Annotated in this window: 12 protein-coding genes, 3 tRNA genes, 1 pseudogene and 1 CRISPR repeat array; of the genes and pseudogenes, 12 read left to right on the top strand and 4 right to left on the bottom strand. The window is 70.4% G+C overall.

Annotated features, from left to right (window positions below; genetic code table 11):
- Positions 1-701: 701 nt before the first annotated feature.
- The 7 genes and pseudogenes from casA (at position 702) to cas2e (ending at position 10,387) form a co-directional block, all read left to right on the top strand.
- Positions 702-5,444 carry a type I-E CRISPR-associated protein Cse1/CasA gene (casA, locus tag MQV74_RS14615; RefSeq protein ID WP_242717764.1) on the top strand — a complete coding sequence of 1,581 codons (4,743 nt, stop codon included), beginning with the start codon at positions 702-704 and terminating at the stop codon, positions 5,442-5,444.
- Complete coding sequence (gene casB / locus MQV74_RS14620) at positions 5,441-6,259, top strand: type I-E CRISPR-associated protein Cse2/CasB (protein ID WP_374120621.1); 819 nt, start codon at positions 5,441-5,443, stop codon at positions 6,257-6,259. The genes casA and casB overlap by 4 nt, the downstream gene beginning before the upstream one ends.
- Before the next feature lie 97 nt (positions 6,260-6,356).
- Positions 6,357-7,556, top strand: coding sequence for a type I-E CRISPR-associated protein Cas7/Cse4/CasC (gene cas7e, locus MQV74_RS14625; RefSeq protein WP_242717766.1), 1,200 nt, complete (start codon positions 6,357-6,359; stop codon positions 7,554-7,556).
- Positions 7,553-8,299 carry a type I-E CRISPR-associated protein Cas5/CasD gene (gene cas5e / locus MQV74_RS14630; RefSeq protein WP_242717768.1) on the top strand — a complete coding sequence of 249 codons (747 nt, stop codon included), beginning with the start codon at positions 7,553-7,555 and terminating at the stop codon, positions 8,297-8,299. The genes cas7e and cas5e overlap by 4 nt, the downstream gene beginning before the upstream one ends.
- Complete coding sequence (gene cas6e / locus MQV74_RS14635) at positions 8,299-9,057, top strand: type I-E CRISPR-associated protein Cas6/Cse3/CasE (RefSeq protein ID WP_242717770.1); 759 nt, start codon at positions 8,299-8,301, stop codon at positions 9,055-9,057. The genes cas5e and cas6e overlap by 1 nt, the downstream gene beginning before the upstream one ends.
- Positions 9,054-10,028: a type I-E CRISPR-associated endonuclease Cas1e gene (gene cas1e, locus MQV74_RS14640; RefSeq protein ID WP_242717772.1), complete on the top strand. Its 975-nt coding sequence runs from the start codon at positions 9,054-9,056 to the stop codon at positions 10,026-10,028. Before cas6e ends, cas1e begins: the two co-directional genes overlap by 4 nt.
- Positions 10,025-10,387: pseudogene (gene cas2e, locus MQV74_RS14645) on the top strand (type I-E CRISPR-associated endoribonuclease Cas2e). The gene cas1e and the pseudogene cas2e overlap by 4 nt, the downstream one beginning before the upstream one ends.
- Before the next feature lie 117 nt (positions 10,388-10,504).
- Positions 10,505-11,083: direct repeats of the CRISPR family, unit length 29 nt; unit sequence GTGGTCCCCGCGCGTGCGGGGGTGGTCCC.
- Positions 11,084-11,574: 491 nt separating this feature from the next.
- On the opposite strand, the gene MQV74_RS14650 reads toward cas2e, so the two are convergent.
- Positions 11,575-11,648, bottom strand: a tRNA-Ile gene (locus MQV74_RS14650).
- Between the two features lie 92 nt (positions 11,649-11,740).
- On the opposite strand from MQV74_RS14650, the gene MQV74_RS14655 reads away from it, so the two are divergent.
- Positions 11,741-11,938: a hypothetical protein gene (locus MQV74_RS14655; protein WP_242717774.1), complete on the top strand. Its 198-nt coding sequence runs from the start codon at positions 11,741-11,743 to the stop codon at positions 11,936-11,938.
- Here MQV74_RS14655 and MQV74_RS14660 read toward each other — a convergent pair.
- Together MQV74_RS14660 and MQV74_RS14665 are read right to left on the bottom strand one after the other, a co-directional pair.
- A tRNA-Asn gene (locus MQV74_RS14660) sits at positions 11,912-11,984 on the bottom strand. The genes MQV74_RS14655 and MQV74_RS14660 overlap by 27 nt on opposite strands.
- Positions 11,985-11,989: 5 nt before the next feature.
- Positions 11,990-12,062, bottom strand: a tRNA-Asn gene (locus MQV74_RS14665).
- A 168-nt stretch (positions 12,063-12,230) separates the two neighbouring features.
- Here MQV74_RS14665 and MQV74_RS14670 point away from each other — a divergent pair.
- The 4 genes from MQV74_RS14670 (at position 12,231) to MQV74_RS14685 (ending at position 18,191) form a co-directional block, all read left to right on the top strand.
- Positions 12,231-12,533: a YtxH domain-containing protein gene (locus MQV74_RS14670; protein ID WP_242717777.1), complete on the top strand. Its 303-nt coding sequence runs from the start codon at positions 12,231-12,233 to the stop codon at positions 12,531-12,533.
- A 233-nt stretch (positions 12,534-12,766) separates the two neighbouring features.
- Complete coding sequence (locus tag MQV74_RS14675; RefSeq protein ID WP_242717779.1) at positions 12,767-14,194, top strand: FGGY family carbohydrate kinase; 1,428 nt, start codon at positions 12,767-12,769, stop codon at positions 14,192-14,194.
- A gap of 338 nt (positions 14,195-14,532) precedes the next feature.
- On the top strand, positions 14,533-16,266 hold the full coding sequence (locus MQV74_RS14680) for an ABC transporter ATP-binding protein (protein WP_242717788.1): 1,734 nt from the start codon (positions 14,533-14,535) through the stop codon (positions 16,264-16,266).
- A 26-nt stretch (positions 16,267-16,292) separates the two neighbouring features.
- Complete coding sequence (locus MQV74_RS14685) at positions 16,293-18,191, top strand: ABC transporter ATP-binding protein (RefSeq protein ID WP_242717790.1); 1,899 nt, start codon at positions 16,293-16,295, stop codon at positions 18,189-18,191.
- Positions 18,192-18,193: 2 nt separating this feature from the next.
- Here MQV74_RS14685 and MQV74_RS14690 read toward each other — a convergent pair whose 3' ends face one another.
- Positions 18,194-19,510 carry an RNA polymerase sigma factor gene (locus tag MQV74_RS14690; protein ID WP_242717792.1) on the bottom strand — a complete coding sequence of 439 codons (1,317 nt, stop codon included), beginning with the start codon at positions 19,508-19,510 and terminating at the stop codon, positions 18,194-18,196.
- Positions 19,511-19,542 lie beyond the last annotated feature (32 nt).

The following is a 19,542-nucleotide window of genomic DNA, read 5'->3' on the forward strand; positions in this document are numbered from 1 at the left end:
ACCAGCGCTACGGCAGGCAGCCAACAGCTACCTGGACAACGGAAATCTCACTGCCGCGCTCACGGCAGCTCGCGTGTCAGGCCCGGCAGAGGTGGGCGGGGTGAACCAAGGCCGCTGACTGCGCTTCCCAGTTTGAAACTGGGAAGCCTAATCGGCTGAAGAGATCAATCAACAAACCTCAAGACGCAGCACCCTACGAACGGTACGCTCAACTCCCCACCCACAAAACGGACTTGGCCCCAACAGGCCGGACCCCCTGGCCACAGCTCGTCGGATCGAGAGGCCAGGGGGTCCGGAAGGCCGCAGGAGCCGAGCTCCGACGACACGACAGGATGTTATCCGTGGACGACCGAAGCGCGCCCGCATCCCCGTCCGAGCCTCCGTTACCTCAACCTCCTCCCGCCGCGCACGCCCTGCTCATGGCGCTGATCACGACGTACCCCTCGACGCCCTCCCCGTACGCACCTTGGGCGTGGGGCGCCGTGATCGTGATCGTGGTGCTGGTCTATGCGGGCGTGTTCCGTCCGCGCTCGGCCTGACGGTCACGGCGGGACACCCTGGTGCCGACCTGTGCGTCGGCACCAGGGGTTCCCCCTGCCCGCGCCGGGTTCCGTGGCGCCCATGTAGCACCTCGTTGAGCCCGATCAGCGCGTTTCTCGTAGCCGCGTACTCAGGATGTGGCAGGCATGTTCCCTGGATCCATGACCCCAGACATCCCGGACACCCCAGCACCCTTCGCCGCGTTGTCTCCGGCCGCCCATCAGGTGTGGGCGAAGCACGAACGCTCGTCGGACACTTCGCTGCCCCTCTGGCGGCACCTGGCGGACAGCGCGGCCACGGCCGGGCAATTGTGGGAGCGCTGGGTGCCCCGAGGGGTCGTGAAGTTGGTGGCCACGGCGCTGCCCGGCGCGGAGGACGACGCCCTTCGGCTGGTCCGCTTCCTGGGGGCCGCCCATGACGTCGGAAAGGCAACCCCCGCCTTCGCCTGCCAAGTCGAGCCGCTGGCGAGCCTCATGCGGGATGTCGGACTCGACATGCTTCTCCTCAAGGAGTACGGGCAGGACAGGAAGCTCGCACCACACGGACTCGCCGGGCAGTTGCTGCTGCAGGAGTGGCTGTCCGAACGGTTCGGTCTGGGCAATCGGATAGCGGGGCAGTTCGCGGTGGTGGCAGGCGGGCACCATGGGGTGCCCCCCGATCACCAGCAGATCCATGATCTTCAGCTGCGGCCGTACCTGCTGCGGCATCCAGGCGCCAGTGAGGCGGCGTGGCACCGGGTTCAGTACGAACTCATGGATGGGTGCGCCGAATTGGCGGGCGTGGCCGAACGGCTTCCGGAGTGGCGTGGTGTGCGGTTGCCTCAGCCCGCGCAGGTGGCGCTGACCGCCGTGGTGATCCTCGCCGACTGGATCGCCAGCTCACCCGAGCTCTTTCCGTACGACCCCGAGACGTGGCGCCCGGAAGGCCCGGTCGGTGAGCGGCGGCGGTTCCGGGCGGCGTGGGAGGGGCTCGCGCTGCCCGGGCCGTGGGCACCCGAGGATCCACCGGGCTCGCCCGCGGAGTTGTTCGTGCGGCGGTTTCCCCAGCTGGCCGAGGCGGAGATTCGGCCTGTGCAGAGCGCCTCCGTTCAACTGGCCCGGACGATGCCCACGCCAGGCCTGGTGGTGATCGAGGCCCCGATGGGTGAAGGAAAGACAGAGGCGGCGCTCGCGGCTGCGGAGATCCTCGCCGCTCGCGCGGGAGCGGGCGGAGTTCTGATCGCCCTGCCGACACGTGCCACGAGCGATGCCATGTTCTCCCGGGTGACGGCATGGCTGAACCGCCTTCCAGGGGCCGAGGAGGAAAAGGCGCCGCGCTCTGTCGTCCTCGCGCACGCCAAGGCCGCACTCAACGACGAATGGGCCGGTCTGCTCGCCCAAGGACAGCGGACCATCGCCGCCGTGGACCTCGACGGCGGCGAGTCCATAGCGTCGGCTGCGCACCGACCCGCCGGGCTGCACGCACATCAGTGGCTGCGCGGGCGGAAGAAACAGCTCCTGGCCTCTTTCGCGGTGACGACCATTGACCAGGTGCTGTTCGCGGGGCTCAAGAGCCGACACCTAGCACTGCGGCACCTCGCGGTCGCGGGGAAGGTCGTCATCATCGACGAGGTGCACGCGTACGACGCCTACATGGGTAGGTACTTGGATCGCGTGCTCGAGTGGCTGGCGGCGTACCGCGTCCCGGTCGTCCTGCTCTCGGCGACGCTTCCCGCTGCCCGCAGGAAGGCACTCATCGCCGCCTATTGCGGTGGGAGTGACGACGGGAGCCCCGACTCCGGCACGGCGTACCCACTCCTCACGGCGGCCGCTCCCGGGCACACGGCAATCACCGCGACACCTCCGGCCGCCTCCGGCCGCCGTACCGACGTACGGATCGAACGCATCGACGACGACCTCGCCATCCTCGCCGATCGCCTGGACGGCGAACTGGCCGACGGCGGTTGCGCCTTGGTCGTCCGCAACACCGTCGACCGAGTGCTGGAAGCAGCTGACGCGCTGCGGGCCCAGCTCGGGGCGGACGCCGTGACCGTGGCGCACTCGCGGTTCCTGGCCGCGGACCGGGCCACCAAGGACGCGGCCATGCTCCGGATGTTCGGGCCGGACGGAGCGGAGCGGCCACACCGACACGTCGTAGTGGCCAGCCAAGTTCTCGAGCAGTCGCTCGATGTCGACTTCGACTTCCTTGTCACGGACGCGGCGCCGGTGGACCTGGTGCTGCAGCGCATGGGGCGGCTGCATCGGCATGTGAGGCCGCGGCCTGCACGTCTGGCCCGGCCGCGTTGCCTGATCACGGGCGTGGACTGGGGAGCCGAGCCACCCAAGCCCGTTCCCGGGACGCTGGCCGTCTACCGGAGCGCGTACACGCTGCTGCGCACGCTGGCGGTGCTCGGCCCCTTCCTGGACGGCGAGGCCTTGGTGCTTCCCGACGGGATCAGCCCACTCGTCCAGGCCGTGTACGGCGACGAGCCGGTCTGCCCCGGCTCCTGGGCCGACCAGATGGGCGAGGCACGGGTCGAGCACGACCGCTTGCTCGGACAGAAGCGAGAACGGGCCGAGAGTTTCCTGCTCAGTCCGGTACGGCGGCCGGGGAGGCCGGTGTACGGCTGGCTGAACGCGCATGCCGGCGACGCGGACGACAGCCCTGCCGGGCGCGCCCAAGTCCGCGATACCGCCGAGACGCTGGAGGTGCTGGTCGTACAGCAGCAAGCTGACAGGCGACTCACGACCGTCCCGTGGCTGGACGACGGGGCCGAGGGCGGGCGTGGTGGGCTCGAGTTGCCTGTCGACTTCCCGCCGTCGCGCCGCGCGGCCGAGGCGGTGGCGGCGAGCGCCCTCACGCTCCCCGGACGCTTCAGCACCCAGTGGACCATCGGTGAGCTGGAGCGCTTCCTGGTTCCCGCATGGCAGGTCAAGGAGTGCCCCTGGCTCGCGGGCGAGCTGATTCTCGTCTTGGACGCCGATTGTCAGACCCGTCTGTCAGGCTTCCTTCTCACCTACAGCCGGACCGATGGGCTGCGGGTGACGGCTCCCGGCATGCCCACGGAGGGGCGTGCCAGGCCGGAAGACACAACAAGGGAAGCAGCAGAGAGGGGAAGCCCAAATGGACGCCGCATTAGGGGACTTATCGAAACGCGGGACACCGTCGACGCCCCTCTCCCTGCTGGCGAACGTGAACAGGAACCGGAGGCCGCAATGAGCGTACGGCCCCCCTCTTTCGACCTGGTGTCCTCGCCGTGGCTTCCCGTCCAGCATGTCGAAGGCACGGTGGAGGAGGTCTCTTTGCTCGGTCTCTTCGAAGAGGCTCACCGCCTGCGGCGGCTCGTGGGCGACATCCCCACGCAGGAGCTGGCCCTGCTCCGGCTGCTGCTCGCCATCCTGTACGACACCCTGGAGGGGCCCGCCGAGCTGGAGGCGTGGGAGGACCTCTGGCTCGCGGACGACCCGTTCTCCGCGGTGGCGAGCTACCTGAAGCGCCATCGCGACCGCTTCGACCTCTTCCACCCCGACGACCCGTTCTACCAGGTCGCGGATCTCCGCACGGCCAAGGACGAGCTGGCCCCGCTCAGCCGCATCGTCGCGGACGTCCCCGTGGGGGAACCCTTCTTCGCCATGCGACGACCTGGAGTCGATCAGTTGTCGTACGCGGAGGCGGCGCGCTGGCTCGTGCACGCCCATGCCTACGACACCTCGGGGATCAAGTCCGCCATGGTCGGCGACACGCGCGGGAAGGCAGGAAAGGTCTACCCGCTGGGCGTGGGCTCCTTGGGAGACCTCGGCGGAATCTTCGCCGAGGGTGACACGCTGCGGGAAACGCTGTTGCTCAACCTGATCGCCTTCGAGGAGGCGTACCACGGGCGCGCGGCACCGAGCGCGGACGATGACCGGCCCGTCTGGCGACGCCCGCGGGTCGGGGCCGAGGAACGTGACGATGCCTCCGGCGGGCCCCGCGGCCTGCGGGACCTGTACACCTGGCAGAGCCGCAGAGTCCGGCTGCACGCGCGAGACGGTGTCGTCACCGGCGTGATCCTCGGATACGGCGACCGACTCGCCATGTCCTCCCCCCGGACACTGGAGCCGATGTCCAGCTGGCGCCGCAGCCCCACCCAGGAGAAGAAGCAGAAGCGCCCGCTGGTGTACATGCCCCAGCGGCACGACCCCAGCAAGGCGGCCTGGCGTGGACTCGCCTCCCTGCTGCCCGCCCGGCAGCAGGCGTCGGACATGGCCAGGCGCGGAGAGGCCGCGGAGACCTTGCGCTCCGGCATCACCGACTGGATCACCCAAGTGATCACCAATGGGGAAATCCTCCCCAGCAAACTGGTGCGACTGCGGCTGATCGGTGCCAAGTACGGGACCCAGCAGTCCGTGATCGACGAGATCGCCGACGACTCCGTCGTCCTGCCCGTCATCACTCTCCACGAGAAGGACCCGATCTACGGCGCCGCCGCCCTGGACGCCGTCAGCGAAGCCGATCGGGCCGTGACCGCGCTCGGGCAGCTCGCCGCGAACCTCGCCCGTGCCGCGGGCACCGACCCCGCTGCGCCCAACGACACCGCGCGTGACCTCGGATTCGGGGCGCTAGACGGCCCGTACCGAGCGTGGCTGAAGGACCTGCTCACCTTTCCCGATCTGCACACGGCTCGGCAGGAGTGGCGGTCCACAGTGCGGCGGCACATGACGAGGCTCGGCAGGCAGCTCCTCCGTTCCGCAGGGCCCGCCGCCGACGAGGGGCGCCTCGTGGACATCCCGAAGCTCGGAGTTCGGCTGCTGGACGCGGGCCGCGCCGAGAGCTGGTTCCGCGCCCGGCTCGACAAGGTCCTCGGGCCACCCGTCGCCGGAACGCCAGCGCCGCGCTCCCCCGAATCCCGGGCCGCCACTGACATCCGTACGGAGGCAACACCGTGACCTCAGCCAGCAACGGCACCACACGTTCCCCCGCCGGACAAGCGGCTGCGGAGACCATCGGGCGGCTGCAAGCCGGGTACCGACGCGACGTCGCGTCCTCGGTCGCGGCAGTGGCCAGGCTGCGCCGCGAGGTCGGGCGGGATCCTCACGGTTCACCCACCAGTTGGGGTCTCGATGATTTGGAGGCGCTGACGAGGCTCCGCGAGCGGGCGGCGCGGGAGCGAGAGGACGGCACGCCGGAGCCGTTGTCGTATCCGGAAAGAAGGTGGCGTGAAGAGCGGGAGGACCGCGAGGACCGCGCGGTCCACTTGGCTGTGACGCTGTGGGCACTGCACCAGCAGTCGCTGCGCGACGAGGCGATGCACGTCCCTCGCTGGGCTCTGGGCCGTGCCGCGCGGCGCCTGTCCGAGGGCAAGGCGGGCACGAAGGACCGGGACGACAAGGAGAACCCAGGGTCGGGCAGCGCCCAGGATGAGGCCGTGCGGTCCAGGACAGTCCCGGACACGGAGCTCAACCCTGCCGTGCGCAAGCGTTTCGTACGCATCGGCAGCTCGACCGACTTCGAGACGCTGGCCGTCCGCCTTCGCGAGATGGTGCTGCTGCTGCGCTCCGCCCGCATCCCCCTGGACTACGGCCTCCTCGCCGACCAGCTCGACCGCTGGCAGCAGTCGACGTTCCAAGCCGATGTGCGGCGGGAGTGGGGGCGGGGCTTCCACCGCGTGTACGACCCGTCGGCGACGGCCGCGGACGAGCGGAATGCGCCCGGCCCCTCTGCCGAGGGCTTGGACCTGACAGCCGCGGACGCGGGCGAATAGCACCCACCCCACGCAGAGACGCGCCACAACACGCCCCCTGGCCCCACCTGCGCGCGGGCCGAACGCCGCAGGTCGATCCGAGAAGAACGGAATAACCGTGCCCCGGACCATCCTCGATATCCACATCCTGCAGACCGTCCCGCCGAGCAACCTCAACCGCGACGACACCGGGACGCCCAAGTCAGCCATTTTCGGCGGAGTGCGGCGGGCCCGCGTCTCCAGCCAGGCATGGAAGCGCGCCACACGAAAGGCCTTCGACGACCTGCTGCCCGCCGACGCACTCGGCGTCCGGACGAAGAAGGTCACCCAGGCACTGGCCCAGCGGATCACCGACAAGGACCCCTCCCTGAAGGAACCGGCCGTACAGCTGGCGGCCGCGGTCCTCGAAGCGGCCACGGGTTCCAAGATCGAGCCGCCGAAGCGCAAGCCGAAGAACGGTGAGGACGCCTCCGCAGCACCGGAAGCCCCGTATCTGATGTTCCTCAGCAGAACGCAACTGGACGCCCTGGCCGCGTTCGTGGTGGCGGGCAGCGGGCCCGACGGCGATGTGAAAGTGCTCAAGGAGCACCTCAAAGTCAAGGAGAACAAGGCACAGGCCAAGCTGGCCGTGGACACCCGGCACTCGGTGGACATCGCCTTGTTCGGACGGATGGTCGCGGACTCCGCGGACCTCAATGTCGAAGCGGCCGTCCAGGTGGCCCACGCCATCGGCGTGCACAAGTCGGAGATCGAATCCGACTACTACACGGCCGTGGACGACCTGAGCCCGGACGACGAGTCCGGCGCCGGGATGATCGGAACCGTCGACTTCAACTCCGCCACGCTCTACCGCTACGCGGCCGTCGACGTGGACGAGTTGCAGCGCAACCTCGGGGCTGGGCTCAAGGAAGAAGAATCACCGAGCGCTCCAGTGGAGAAGGCCGTCAGCGCGTTCTTGGAGGCGTTCATCACCTCCCTGCCCACCGGGAAGATCAACACCTTCGGCAACCACACCCTGCCCGCCGCCGTCATCGTCAAGCTCCGCGACCGCCGCCCGGTCAGCTTCGTCGGGGCTTTCGAGGAGCCGGTGCCGCAAGGGGTTGGCGGCGGCTACCTGCGCGAGAGCTGTGCCCGCCTCGCGGAGTACGTCCCGGACTTGGAGCGCCAGTACGGCATCGACTCCGACGAGCACAGCTGGGTGTTCCGGATTGGTCAGGACACGCAGACGCTGGCACCGCTCGGCGCGGGCGTCACGCTCGATGTGCTGCTGCGGGACGTGACGGCGGCGGTGGCGCGGCGGGTGGGGTCCGGGGCATGACGGTGCTGCTGCTACGGCTCGCCGGCCCCATGCAGTCGTGGGGGTCGGCAGCCCGCTTCGCCCGCCGCAGCACCGAGAACGCACCCACCAAGAGCGGCGTGCTCGGTCTGCTTGCAGCCGCCGAGGGGCGTCCGCGCGATGCGGACCTCTCCGATCTGGTGGCGCTGCGGTTCGGCGTGCGGATCGACCAACCCGGCTCCAGGCTGCGGGACTTCCATACTGCGCACCACGCCGACTCCGGCAAGGCCATGCCGCTGTCCGAGCGGTTCTACCTCAGCGACGCCGTCTTCGTCGCCGGGGTCGAGGGGGATGAGGACCTGCTGCACCGCCTACACGAGGCGGTGCTCGCCCCGCACTTCCTTCCCTACCTTGGCCGCCGCTCCTGCCCGCCGTCCCGCCCACTCGACATGGGGCTGCCGCAGCGGGGCGTCACCTTGGAGGAGGCCCTGCGGGGCGCTCCCTTGCAGGCCTCCCACTGGTACGTGCGGCAGGCAGCGAAGCGCGGCGAGAATCCATCCGATCCCGATCCGCTGGATCTGCTCGTGGACTGCCCGCCTGGCGAGACCCCGCACCTGTCGATGCGGGACTCCCCGGTGAGCTACGACCCACGCCACCGGCAGTACGCCCTGCGCGGCGTCCTCACCGGCCACGTCGACGCGCCCTCCGCGCACGACCCGACCATCGGCCTCCGCCGCCTCGACACCGCCGGGCCGACCGCTCCACCCCCTCCAAGGACTTTCTGATGTACCTGACCCGCTTCCGCATCAACACCGGACGCCCGCAGGCCCGTCGGCTCCTCGGGTCACCTCACCTGCTCCACGGCGCCATCAACATGTCCTTCCCCGAACTCCCGTCGCGTGATGGCCAAGGGCCACGCGTGCTGTGGCGGACCGACCCGGCGGCGGGCGGGCGGACCGACCTGTTCATCGTCAGCCCCACCCGGCCCGACCTGACGCACCTCGTCGAACAGGCGGGCTGGCCCGCCCTGGAAGAGCAGGGGTGGAGCACGTTCGCGTACGGAGAGTTCCTCAACGCCCTCGCAGTCGGCGACATCTGGAGTTTCCGTCTCACCGCGAACCCCGTCCACAACATCCGCAAACCAGAAGACGCCCCGAGGTCACGCACGAAACGCGCCGCACACGTCACCCCCGCACACCAGATCAACTGGCTGCTCCAACGCCAGGAGCGGGCCGGGTTCGAGGTACTGCGCACCCCTGCTGAACGCCGACTCACCGAGCGAGGCCATGAGCACGAGGTCATCGTGCACGACCGTCTTCCCCTGCAGTTCCGCAAGCGGAACGCGAACGACGCGGGCCACCAGGAGGCCAGGGGTAGCGGGAAGCTCATGAGCCAGCCCGTGGAGTTCACCCGTGTCACCTTCGACGGGCGGCTTCGCATCACCGATCTGGATGTCTTCCGCCGCACCCTCACCCACGGCCTGGGGAAGGCGAAAGCGTACGGCTGCGGCCTGATGACGCTCGCTCCGGTCCGGGCATCATGAGTACCGTCGGCGCCCGAAGCGCCTCCACTCCGCGCGAACTGAGCCGAGTCGGTGATCGTGTCTCCTTCATCTACCTGGAGCGGTGCACGATCCACCGCGAGGACAACGCGATCACCGCGAGCGACGCGGACGGGGTGACGCACATCCCTTCGGCCACCATTGGCACCCTGCTTCTCGGCCCAGGCACGCGCGTGACCCATCAGGCGATGTCTGTACTCGGCGAATGCGGTGCCGGGGTCGCCTGGGTCGGCGAACGCGGGGTGCGCTTCTACGCGGGCGGACGGGCCCTGACCCGTTCGTCCAGGCTCGTCGAGGCACAGGCCACGGCGTGGGCCAACCTCCGCTCACGCCTCCAGGTGGCACGAGCCATGTACCACCTGCGCTTTCCCCAGGACGACCCTTCGACCCGTACCCGACAGGAACTGCTGAACATGGAGGGCCGCCGGGTCAAGGAGTGCTACCGCCGTGAGTCGGCCCGCACCGGCGTACCCTGGCGGCGACGCGAGTACCACCACGGCGACTTCAGCGCCGGGGACGCCCCCAATCAAGCCGTCACGGCTGCCGCGCAGTGCATGTACGGCATCGCCCACGCGGTAGTGGTGGCCCTCGGCTGCTCACCCGGCCTCGGCTTCGTCCACTCCGGGCACGAGCGCTCCTTCGTCCTCGACATCGCCGACCTCTACAAGACGGAAATCGGCATCCCCGCCGCCTTCGACGCGGCAGCCCAGGGAGACGACGACGTCGCCTCCCGCACACGCCGCTCCCTGCGGGACCGCATCAACACGACGAGGCTGCTCGATCGTTGCGTAGCGGACATCAAGGGCCTGCTCGAACCTCACAGCCGCCTGGCGCCGGACGAGACCACGGACCAGGTGACCCTGCAGTCCGACGGTGACCGTCACATCGAGGGCGGTCGCAATTACGGCCGCTCAGCGGCAGCTGACGGGACCGGCGAGGAGCCGATCTGGTGACCGTCATCGTCCTGGCCAACTGCCCCGCCGGACTGCGCGGATTCCTCACCCGCTGGCTCCTGGAGATCTCCCCCGGCGTCTTCCTCGGCTCTCCCTCCGCCCGAGTCCGCGACATCCTGTGAGACGAAGTCCGCCAATACCGTGGCAAGGGCCGGGCCCTACTGGCCTACCAATCCGACAACGAACAAGGCTTCACTTTCGACACCCACGAACACACCTGGCACCCCACCGACCACGAAGGCCTCACCCTCCTCAACCGTCCCGCACCCCACTCGCCTTCGCCCAGCGGGAGCCCTGCGACTCCCCCACGGCAAGGTTGGAGCAAGGCAGCGAAACGGCGGCGCTTCGGTAGCAGATGAGAGAAGACCACTTTGTAGGCATTCGCCACGCCCCCTACCGCTTCAGGAGGTAAGTCGGCCTCCATGAAAGTACGCAAAAACAGCGACCGTCCCGTACGAAACCCCAGGTCGCGGCCTGTGGTCCCCGCGCGTGCGGGGGTGGTCCGCTCGGGCTCACGGGACAGCGAGTCCACGTTCAGTGGTCCCCGCGCGTGCGGGGGTGGTCCCCGAAGGCGCCCGCCGCGGCCGCCGAGAAGCCGGTGGTCCCCGCGCGTGCGGGGGTGGTCCCAGGATGAGCGACAGGACCGCGACGGCCACGAGGTGGTCCCCGCGCGTGCGGGGGTGGTCCCCGGGGCGTAGCCCTCCGGGTCGGTGGCCGTGAGTGGTCCCCGCGCGTGCGGGGGTGGTCCCGGCGAGACTGCCATAGGCGCAGATGAGTTGGTGTGGTCCCCGCGCGTGCGGGGGTGGTCCCCCGTGCCCAAGCGTGCCCGCTCCCTGCTGCGGGTGGTCCCCGCGCGTGCGGGGGTGGTCCCGCCTTGGTGATGCGCTGCCCGTACGTGACCTTGTGGTCCCCGCGCGTGCGGGGGTGGTCCCGCTCAGGTCATGCAGCCGCGTCACTTCGAGCGGGTGGTCCCCGCGCGTGCGGGGGTGGTCCCGGCCGCATCATCCGCCAGGGCAACGCCAACCCGTGGTCCCCGCGCGTGCAGGGGTGATCCCGTCTGGCCTCTCTACCGGTCGGGCGCCTTCTCGTGGTCCCTGCGCGTGCGGGACCCCGGCGGCGGATCGCTTCCCGCTGGAACAGGTCGGGTTGGCGACGCATCCCGTCTGCGAGCGCGATCGATGCGCTGTAACGACCCGCGGCGCCGACGCCAGCCTGGCCGAAGGCAGCAGTGACGACTCGCTCCGCCGGCTTCATCAGGGAGGCGATCCGCCGGCCAGGGCCAGTGGGCAGGTGCGTACATCCCGGACGCTTCCTGGGACGACCGAGGGCGCGGATATTCCGTGCGTGTGGAGTCAGCGGGAGGAGCCGTGGGACCGTCGACCACGGGTCCCGCAGGCGCCATCCCCAGGTCAGGAGGAGGCTGAAGGCCCGCTGGGGCCACAAGGGCGCGCGGTTGCCTCACCGAGTGGAGGCAACCGCCTCACACAGAACACCCTCCAACCAGCGTTTCCGCAGGTCAGAACGATTTTGCGCGCAGAGCGCGCAGTGGGGCGGGTGGGACTCGAACCCACGGCCGACGGATTATGAGTCCGCTGCTCTAACCGGCTGAGCTACCGCCCCTAACGGCGCGTCGCGCACATTTGTGCGCGCCGTCTGCCGCAGCATAGCCGCTCATACGATCTCCTGCTTCGGCTGGTCGGCATCGCACGACCATGAGGATGCCGCTGCGGCCCGCGCGGTTCCACCAGGGGCGGAACGAGTTCGTGTGCGCGGGCCTCGAGGGCCCGGGCAAGGGGCCGTTGGGGGCCGGGGCAGGGGGCGGCTCCGGCACGCGCGAGGACCCCTGGGCGCCGGGTGGTGCCTCAGGGGTCCTCGTCGTACAGCTCTCCCGACTGGACTCGAACCAGTAACCTGCCGGTTAACAGCCGGCTGCTCTGCCAATTGAGCTACAGGAGACCGAGCTCCCCCGACTGGACTCGAACCAGTAACCTGCCGGTTAACAGCCGGCTGCTCTGCCAATTGAGCTACAGGGGAATGACTCTTGGTGACGGAGTCACTGCAACAATGTCACCTGCCTGGGGATTCCCGGGCGGCGTGCGCTCGCTGCGACACATACATTAGCGCAAGCAGGGGGGTGCTCCGCCAATCGGTATCCCCAGGCGACCGACGTCGGCAGTCGAGGCAAGGGAAAGGGTGGCCGTCATGCGCTACCGGCTCACGTTCGTGGCAGGTCTGGCTCTGGGGTACGTGCTCGGCACGCGCGCCGGGCGCGAGCGTTACGAGCAGCTGAAGAAATCCCTCCGCGAGGTCTCCCAGAACCCCGCCGTGCGCAACACCGTCGAGTCCGCCGCCCTCCAGGGACGCGAGGTCGCGGGCAAGGCCTTCCACACGGTCTCGGAGAAGGTGGGCGACCGCATGCCCGAGTCCGTGGCCGAGCGGGTGCGGTCGCTGCGCGAGCGCGGGCAGGGCGACGCCGAGGACGACTGGGGGACCAGTAACACCTAGGCAGTCCGGCGGAGCGGAGGGGCGACGTGATCGCCGTCCTTCCCCTCTGCCGCGCCGCCGCCCCGGGCCGGAGCTGGCACTTTCCGCCCGGGGCGGACCCATGCCCGGGGGCGCCCCCGGGGCCGTGCCCGGACCCGCGCCAGGGTCGCGTCCCCGGCCCTCACGGATCCACGGCCGCCGCCTTCCCGGACGTATGTGCGGGGCATCCCCCCGGGTGCGGCAGAATCCTCGGCATGGGGATAGTCGCGGGGTTGGACAGCTCGCCCGATTTCACACGCATCGTGGTCTGTGACACCGACACGGGCGCCGTACTCAGGCAGGGGTACGCCCCACATCCGCTGGAGGGCCCCGAAGGCGCGCGGCCCAGCGACGTCGATCCACAGGCCTGGCTGCTCTCCCTCGGCGAGGCGGCGGGCGGCGGGCTCCTCGAAGGCGTCCAGGCGATCGGCGTCTGCGCGCAGGAGCACGCCCTCGTCCCCCTCGACGCGCAGGGCGCGACCGTGCGGCCCGCGCTCGTCGGCAACAACCCGCGCGCCCAGGTCGCCGCGGCCGACCTCATCGACGGGCTCGGCAGCCGCCAGGCCTGGGCGCAGGCCGTGGGCTCCGTCCCGCAGGCCGCGCAGCCGGTCGCGAAGCTGCGCTGGCTGGCCCGGCACGAGCCGGAGGCGGCACTGCGCACGAACCTGCTCATGCAGGCCCCCGACTGGCTGGTGTGGCAGCTCCTGGGGCGGCCCGCGCGGCGTACGACGGACCGGGGCGGTGCGTCCGGCACCGGCTACTGGTCGGCGGCGACCAGCGGGTACCGGCCGGACCTGGTCGAGCTCGCGCTCGGCCACCAGGCGATGCTGCCCGAGGTCATCGGCCCCGCCGACGCCGCGGGGACGACGCCCGAGGGGCTGCTGATATCGGCGGGCACCGGCGCGACCATGGCGGCGGCGTTCGGGCTCGGCGTGATGCGGGGCGACGCCGTGGTGTCGCTCGGCGCCTCCGGCTCCGTGATGGCCGTCCACCACGAGGCCCTCGTCGACCCGACCGGCACGATCACCTCGCTCGCCGACGCCACCGGCATGCACCTGCCCGTCGTGCACACGGCGAACGCGGTGCGCGCGCTGCGCGGCACCGCCGAGATGCTGGGCGTCCCGGACCTGGAGACGCTCTCCGACCTGGCCCTGAAGTCGACCCCCGGCGCCCACGGGCTCGTCCTGCTGCCCTATCTGGAGGGCGAGAAGACGCCGAGCCTGCCGCACGCGGCGGGCACCCTGACCGGGCTGCGGCGCGAGTCCATGAAGCCGGAGCACCTGGCGCGGGCGGCCTTCGAGGGCATGCTCTGCGGGCTCGGCGACGCGCTCGACGTGCTGCGCGGGCGCGGGGTGGAGGTGCGGCGGGTGTTCCTGCTCGGGTCCGCCGCCGAGCTGCCCGCCGTGCGGGCCGTCGCGCCGATGCTCTTCGGTACGCAGGTCGTGGTGGTCCAGCCCGCCGACTACGCCGCGATCGGCGCCGCGCGCCAGGCGACCTGGGCGCTCACCGGGCAGCTGCCGCAGTGGCAGGGCGCGGTCACGCAGGTCTTCGAGCCGGGCGAGGAGCTCGCGGTGGGGCAGGCGGTGCGCCAGCAGTACGTAACGGTGCGCGAGCAGGCGCACCCGGGTGCTTTCGCGCCCTGAGCCGCCCCCACACCCCCGCGCCCTCGCTCCCCACCCCGAGCACCCCGCGCGCCGAACGCCCCACGCCCCGCGCCTCCCCCACGCCCCGGACACACACGCGCCGCGGCACGCCTTGGCATGCCCCCACACATCCCTCGGCCCGGAGTAAGGCATTCCGCCACGTTCCGTGAGGGAAATGAAGCGTTCAGTGTGCCCAGAACTTGACCAGGGCTGATTTTTGACCCGGTCATGGGTTAATCGGTTGCACACGGCCGGGGTCGGTGGCGCAGGATGGTGGGCGGCCCTTCGCCCGCCGCCCCGACTCCGTCCCAACTCCGAGACTCTGCCGAGAGACGAGCGTGCTCATACGACTTCTGCGGACCCACCTGGATCCGTACAAAAAGCCCATCGCCCTGCTGGTGCTCCTGCAGTTCCTGCAGACCTGCGCCTCTCTCTACCTCCCCACCCTGAACGCCGACATCATCGACAACGGCGTCGTGGAGGGGGACACCGGCTACATCCTGACGTTCGGCGCCGTCATGCTGGCCGTCACCGTGGTCCAGATGGTGTGCAACATCGGCGCGGTCCTGTACGGCGCGCGCACCTCCGCCGAGCTCGGCCGTGACGTACGGGCTGCCGTCTTCGACCGCGTGCAGTCGTTCTCCGCGCGCGAGATGGGCCAGTTCGGCGCGCCCACCCTGATCACGCGGACCACCAACGACGTGCAGCAGGTGCAGACGCTCGTCCTGATGGCGTTCACGCTGATGGTGTCGGCGCCGATCATGTGCGTCGGCGGCATCGTCATGGCGCTCGGCCAGGACGTGCCGCTGTCCGGCGTGCTGCTCGCCGTCGTGCCGGTGCTCGGCATCAGCGTCAGCCTGATCGTCCGCCGCCTGCGGCCGCTGTTCCGCACCATGCAGGTGCGGCTCGACACGGTGAACCGCGTGCTGCGCGAGCAGATCACCGGCAACCGCGTGATCCGCGCCTTCGTGCGCGACCCCTACGAGAAGGACCGCTTCCGGGGCGCCAACAGCGACCTGACCGACGTCTCGCTCGCCAGCGGCAAGCTGCTCGCGCTGATGTTCCCGGTCGTCATGACGGTGGTGAACCTGTCGTCGATCGCCGTCGTCTGGTTCGGCGCGCACCGCATCGACAGCGGCGCCATGGAGATCGGCGCGCTCACCGCGTTCCTCGCGTACCTGCTCCAGATCGTCATGGCCGTGATGATGGCCACGTTCATGTTCATGATGATCCCGCGGGCCGAGGTGTGCGCCGAGCGCATCCAGGAGGTCCTGGACACCGAGACCAGCGTCGTGCCGCCCGCCGAGCCCGTCCGCGAGCTGCGCGGCCACGGCCACCTGGAGCTGCGCGGCGCCGGATTCCGCTACCCGGGCGCGGAGGAGCCGGTGCTCAAGGGCATCGAGCTGACCGCGCGGCCCGGCGAGACGACCGCAGTGATCGGCTCCACGGGCAGCGGCAAGTCGACGCTGTTGAGCCTCGTGCCGCGCCTGATGGACGTCACCGAGGGCGAGGTCCTCGTCAACGGCGTGGCGGTGAGCTCCGTGGAGCCCGCGCTGCTCGCGCGGACCGTGGGGCTCGTCCCGCAGAAGCCGTACCTGTTCGCCGGGACCGTGGCCGGCAACCTGCGGTACGGCAACCCGGACGCCACCGACGAGGAGCTGTGGCACGCCCTGGAGGTGGCGCAGGCCAAGGGCTTCGTGGAGTCCCTGGAGGAGGGGCTCGACGCGCCCATCGCGCAGGGCGGGACGAACGTGTCCGGCGGGCAGCGGCAGCGGCTCTCCATCGCGCGCACGCTCGTGCAGCGTCCGGAGATCTATCTGTTCGACGACTCGTTCTCCGCGCTCGACTACGCCACCGACGCGGCGCTGCGGGCCGCGCTCACGCACGAGACCCGCGAGGCCACGGTCGTGATCGTCGCGCAGCGCGTGTCGACGATCCGCGACGCCGACCGGATCGTCGTCCTGGACGAGGGCCGGGTCGTCGGCACCGGCCGCCACCACGAGCTGATGGCTGACAACGAGACGTACCGGGAGATCGTCCTCTCCCAGCTGACGGAAGCGGAGGCCGCGTAATGCCCCCTGGTGGCATGGGTGGACCCATGATGGGACCCGACTCCCGGTCCATGGACTTCAAGGGCTCGGGGAAGCGGCTGCTCGCGCAGTTCCGGCCGGAGCGGGCCACGATGTACGGGATGCTCACCGCGGTGGTCCTGAGCGTCGCGATGTCCGTGCTCGGACCGAAGATCCTCGGGCACGCCACCGACCTGGTGTTCGCGGGCATCGTCGGGCGGACCATGCCCGAGGGCGAGTCCAAGGGCGAGGCGATCGAGCGGCTGCGCGAGCACGGCGAGGGCGGCATGGCCGACATGCTCACCGGCCTCGACTTCACCCCGGGCCAGGGCATCGACTTCGGCGCGGTCGGCGAGGTGCTGCTGCTCGCCACGGCCGTGTTCGCGGTCGCGGGCCTGATGATGACCGTGGGCACGCGCCTGGGGAACCGCGCCATCAACCGCACCGTGTTCCGGCTGCGGGGCGACGTCCAGGCGAAGATGTCGCGCCTGCCGCTGTCGTACTTCGACAAGCGGCAGCGCGGCGAGGTGCTCAGCCGGGCCACGAACGACATCGACAACATCAACCAGACGCTCCAGCAGACGCTGGGCCAGCTCATCAGCTCGCTGCTCACGATCGTCGGCGTCCTGATCATGATGTTCTGGATCTCGCCGCTGCTCGCGCTCGTCGCCCTGGTGACGGTGCCGCTGTCGTTCGTCGTGGCGACGAAGGTCGGCAAGCGGTCGCAGCCGCAGTTCGTGCAGCAGTGGAAGTCCACCGGCTCGCTGAACGCGCACGTGGAGGAGATGTACACCGGCCACACCCTGGTGAAGGTGTTCGGCCGCCAGGAGGAGTCGGCGAAGGCGTTCGCCACGCACAACGACGCGCTGTACGAGGCGTCGTACAAGGCGCAGTTCAACAGCGGGCTCATGCAGCCGCTGCTGTTCTTCATGTCGAACGTGAACTACGTCCTGGTGGCCGTGGTCGGCGGTCTGCGGGTCGCCTCCGGTGCCCTGTCGATCGGTGACGTCCAGGCCTTCATCCAGTACTCGCGGCAGTTCTCGATGCCGCTCACGCAGGTCGCGTCGATGGCGAACCTGGTGCAGTCCGGCGTCGCGTCCGCCGAGCGGATCTTCGAGCTCCTGGACGCCGAGGAGCAGGGGCCCGACCCCGTCCCCGGCGAGCGCCCCGCCGAGCTGCGCGGCCGCGTGGAGATGGAGCACGTGTCGTTCCGCTACGCCGAGGACAAGCCGCTGATCGAGGACCTGTCGCTCGTCGTGAAGCCGGGCCACACCGTCGCCATCGTCGGCCCCACCGGCGCGGGCAAGACCACGCTCGTGAACCTGCTCATGCGGTTCTACGAGGTCACGGGCGGCCGCATCGCGCTGGACGGCACGGACATCACGAAGATGACGCGGGACGAGCTGCGCGGCGCCATCGGCATGGTCCTCCAGGACACCTGGCTGTTCGGCGGCAGCATCGCGGACAACATCGCGTACGGGGCCGCGGGCGAGGTCACGCGCGAGCAGATCGAGGAGGCCGCGCGGGCCGCGCACGCCGACCGGTTCATCCGCACCCTGCCGGACGGGTACGACACGGTCATCGACGACGAGGGCACGGGCGTCAGCGCGGGCGAGAAGCAGCTCATCACCATCGCGCGGGCGTTCCTGTCCGACCCGGTGATCCTGGTCCTCGACGAGGCGACCAGCTCGGTCGACACCCGCACCGAGGTCCTCATCCAGAAGGCCATGGCGCGGCTCGCGCACGGGCGCACGTCGTTCGTGATCGCGCACCGGCTTTCCACCATCCGCGACGCCGACACCATCCTCGTGATGGAGAACGGGGCGATCGTGGAGCAGGGCACGCACGACGCGCTCCTTGCCGCGGGCGGGGCCTATTCCCGCCTGTACGCCGCGCAGTTCGCGCAGGCCGTGGCGGAGGTCGGCTGACCTCAGTCCAGATAGCCGCGGAGCTGGTCCGCGAAGGCGTGGTCCCGCAGCTTGTTGAGGGTCTTGGACTCGATCTGGCGGATGCGTTCGCGCGTCACGCCGAAGATCCGGCCTATCTCCTCCAGGGTGCGGGGCCTGCCGTCCGCGAGGCCGTAGCGCAGCTGGACGACCTTGCGCTCGCGCTCGCCGAGCGTGGAGAGCACGGCCTCCAGGTGCTCGCGCAGGAGCAGGAAGGCGGCCGACTCCACGGGGCTCGCCGCGTCGCCGTCCTCGATGAGGTCGCCGAGCGCCACGTCGTCCTCCTCGCCCACGGGCGCGTGCAGCGACACCGGCTCCTGCGCGAGCCGGAGCACCTCGCTGACGCGCTCGTGCGGCAGGTCGAGGTGGGCGGCGACCTCCTCGGGCGTCGGCTCGTACCCGCGCTCCTGGAGCATGCGGCGCTGCACCCGCACCACCCGGTTGATCAGCTCGACGACGTGCACCGGCACGCGGATGGTGCGGGCCTGGTCGGCGAGCGCCCGGGACATGGCCTGGCGGATCCACCAGGTCGCGTACGTGGAGAACTTGTAGCCGCGCGCGTAGTCGAACTTCTCGACCGCCCGGATGAGGCCCAGGTTGCCCTCCTGGACGAGGTCGAGCATCGTCAGGCCGCGCCCCACGTACCGCTTCGCCACGGACACCACGAGGCGGAGGTTCGCCTCGATGAGGCGGCGCTTGGCCATGCGGCCCACGACGACCAGCTTGTCCAGGTCGAGGGCCAGCTGGGAGTCCAGGTCGGGGGTGCCGGCCAGCTTCTCCTCGGCGAACAGCCCGGCCTCGACGGCGCGGGCGAGCTCGACCTCCTCGGCGGCGGTGAGCAGGGGGATGCGGCCGATCTCGCGCAGGTACTGGCGGAACAGGTCGGACGAGGGGCCGCCGGTATCCGCCCGGCCGCGCGGACTCGGCAGCTCGATCGTCTCGACGGTGGCCTCGGCGGCTTCGGCGGGCTCAGCGGCCCCGGCCCCGGGCGGGTCGGCCAGGCGTTCGTCCGGCGCGAGCTCCGGGTGCCGGGCGCCACGGCTCTGCGGCGGCACGGTCGTGATGACGTCGGCTTCCGCCTCCACGTCCACGGCCGGCGCGGTGTCGGTTTCGGTGAGGGTCTGGGTCTGCACGGGGGCGACCTCCAGGGTGATCGCTGCTGAGGCGGGTGGCAGCGGTACAACGGGACCGGCGTCGACGGCCTCGCCGCTGTCCGTCCCGAACACGATGTGTGGAACCGCGGAATCGTCGGACCCGCAGGCACTGTCTGCGGTCCGGCCGCGCTCCGAGGACTCAGGCACCGCCACCCAGTGTGGAGTACGACACACGGCCG

The organism is Streptomyces sp. AN091965 (assembly GCF_022698285.1).
Taxonomy (GTDB): Bacteria; Actinomycetota; Actinomycetes; order Streptomycetales; family Streptomycetaceae; genus Streptomyces.

Coding starts and splice junctions, on each gene's coding strand:
- MQV74_RS14655 (WP_242717774.1), top strand. CDS start 11,741: ATGAGGATGCCGCTGCGGCCCGCGCGGTTCCACCAGGGGCGGAACGAG.
- casA (WP_242717764.1), top strand. CDS start 702: ATGACCCCAGACATCCCGGACACCCCAGCACCCTTCGCCGCGTTGTCT.
- cas6e (WP_242717770.1), top strand. CDS start 8,299: ATGTACCTGACCCGCTTCCGCATCAACACCGGACGCCCGCAGGCCCGT.
- MQV74_RS14685 (WP_242717790.1), top strand. CDS start 16,293: ATGATGGGACCCGACTCCCGGTCCATGGACTTCAAGGGCTCGGGGAAG.
- MQV74_RS14675 (WP_242717779.1), top strand. CDS start 12,767: ATGGGGATAGTCGCGGGGTTGGACAGCTCGCCCGATTTCACACGCATC.
- MQV74_RS14670 (WP_242717777.1), top strand. CDS start 12,231: ATGCGCTACCGGCTCACGTTCGTGGCAGGTCTGGCTCTGGGGTACGTG.
- cas1e (WP_242717772.1), top strand. CDS start 9,054: ATGAGTACCGTCGGCGCCCGAAGCGCCTCCACTCCGCGCGAACTGAGC.
- cas5e (WP_242717768.1), top strand. CDS start 7,553: ATGACGGTGCTGCTGCTACGGCTCGCCGGCCCCATGCAGTCGTGGGGG.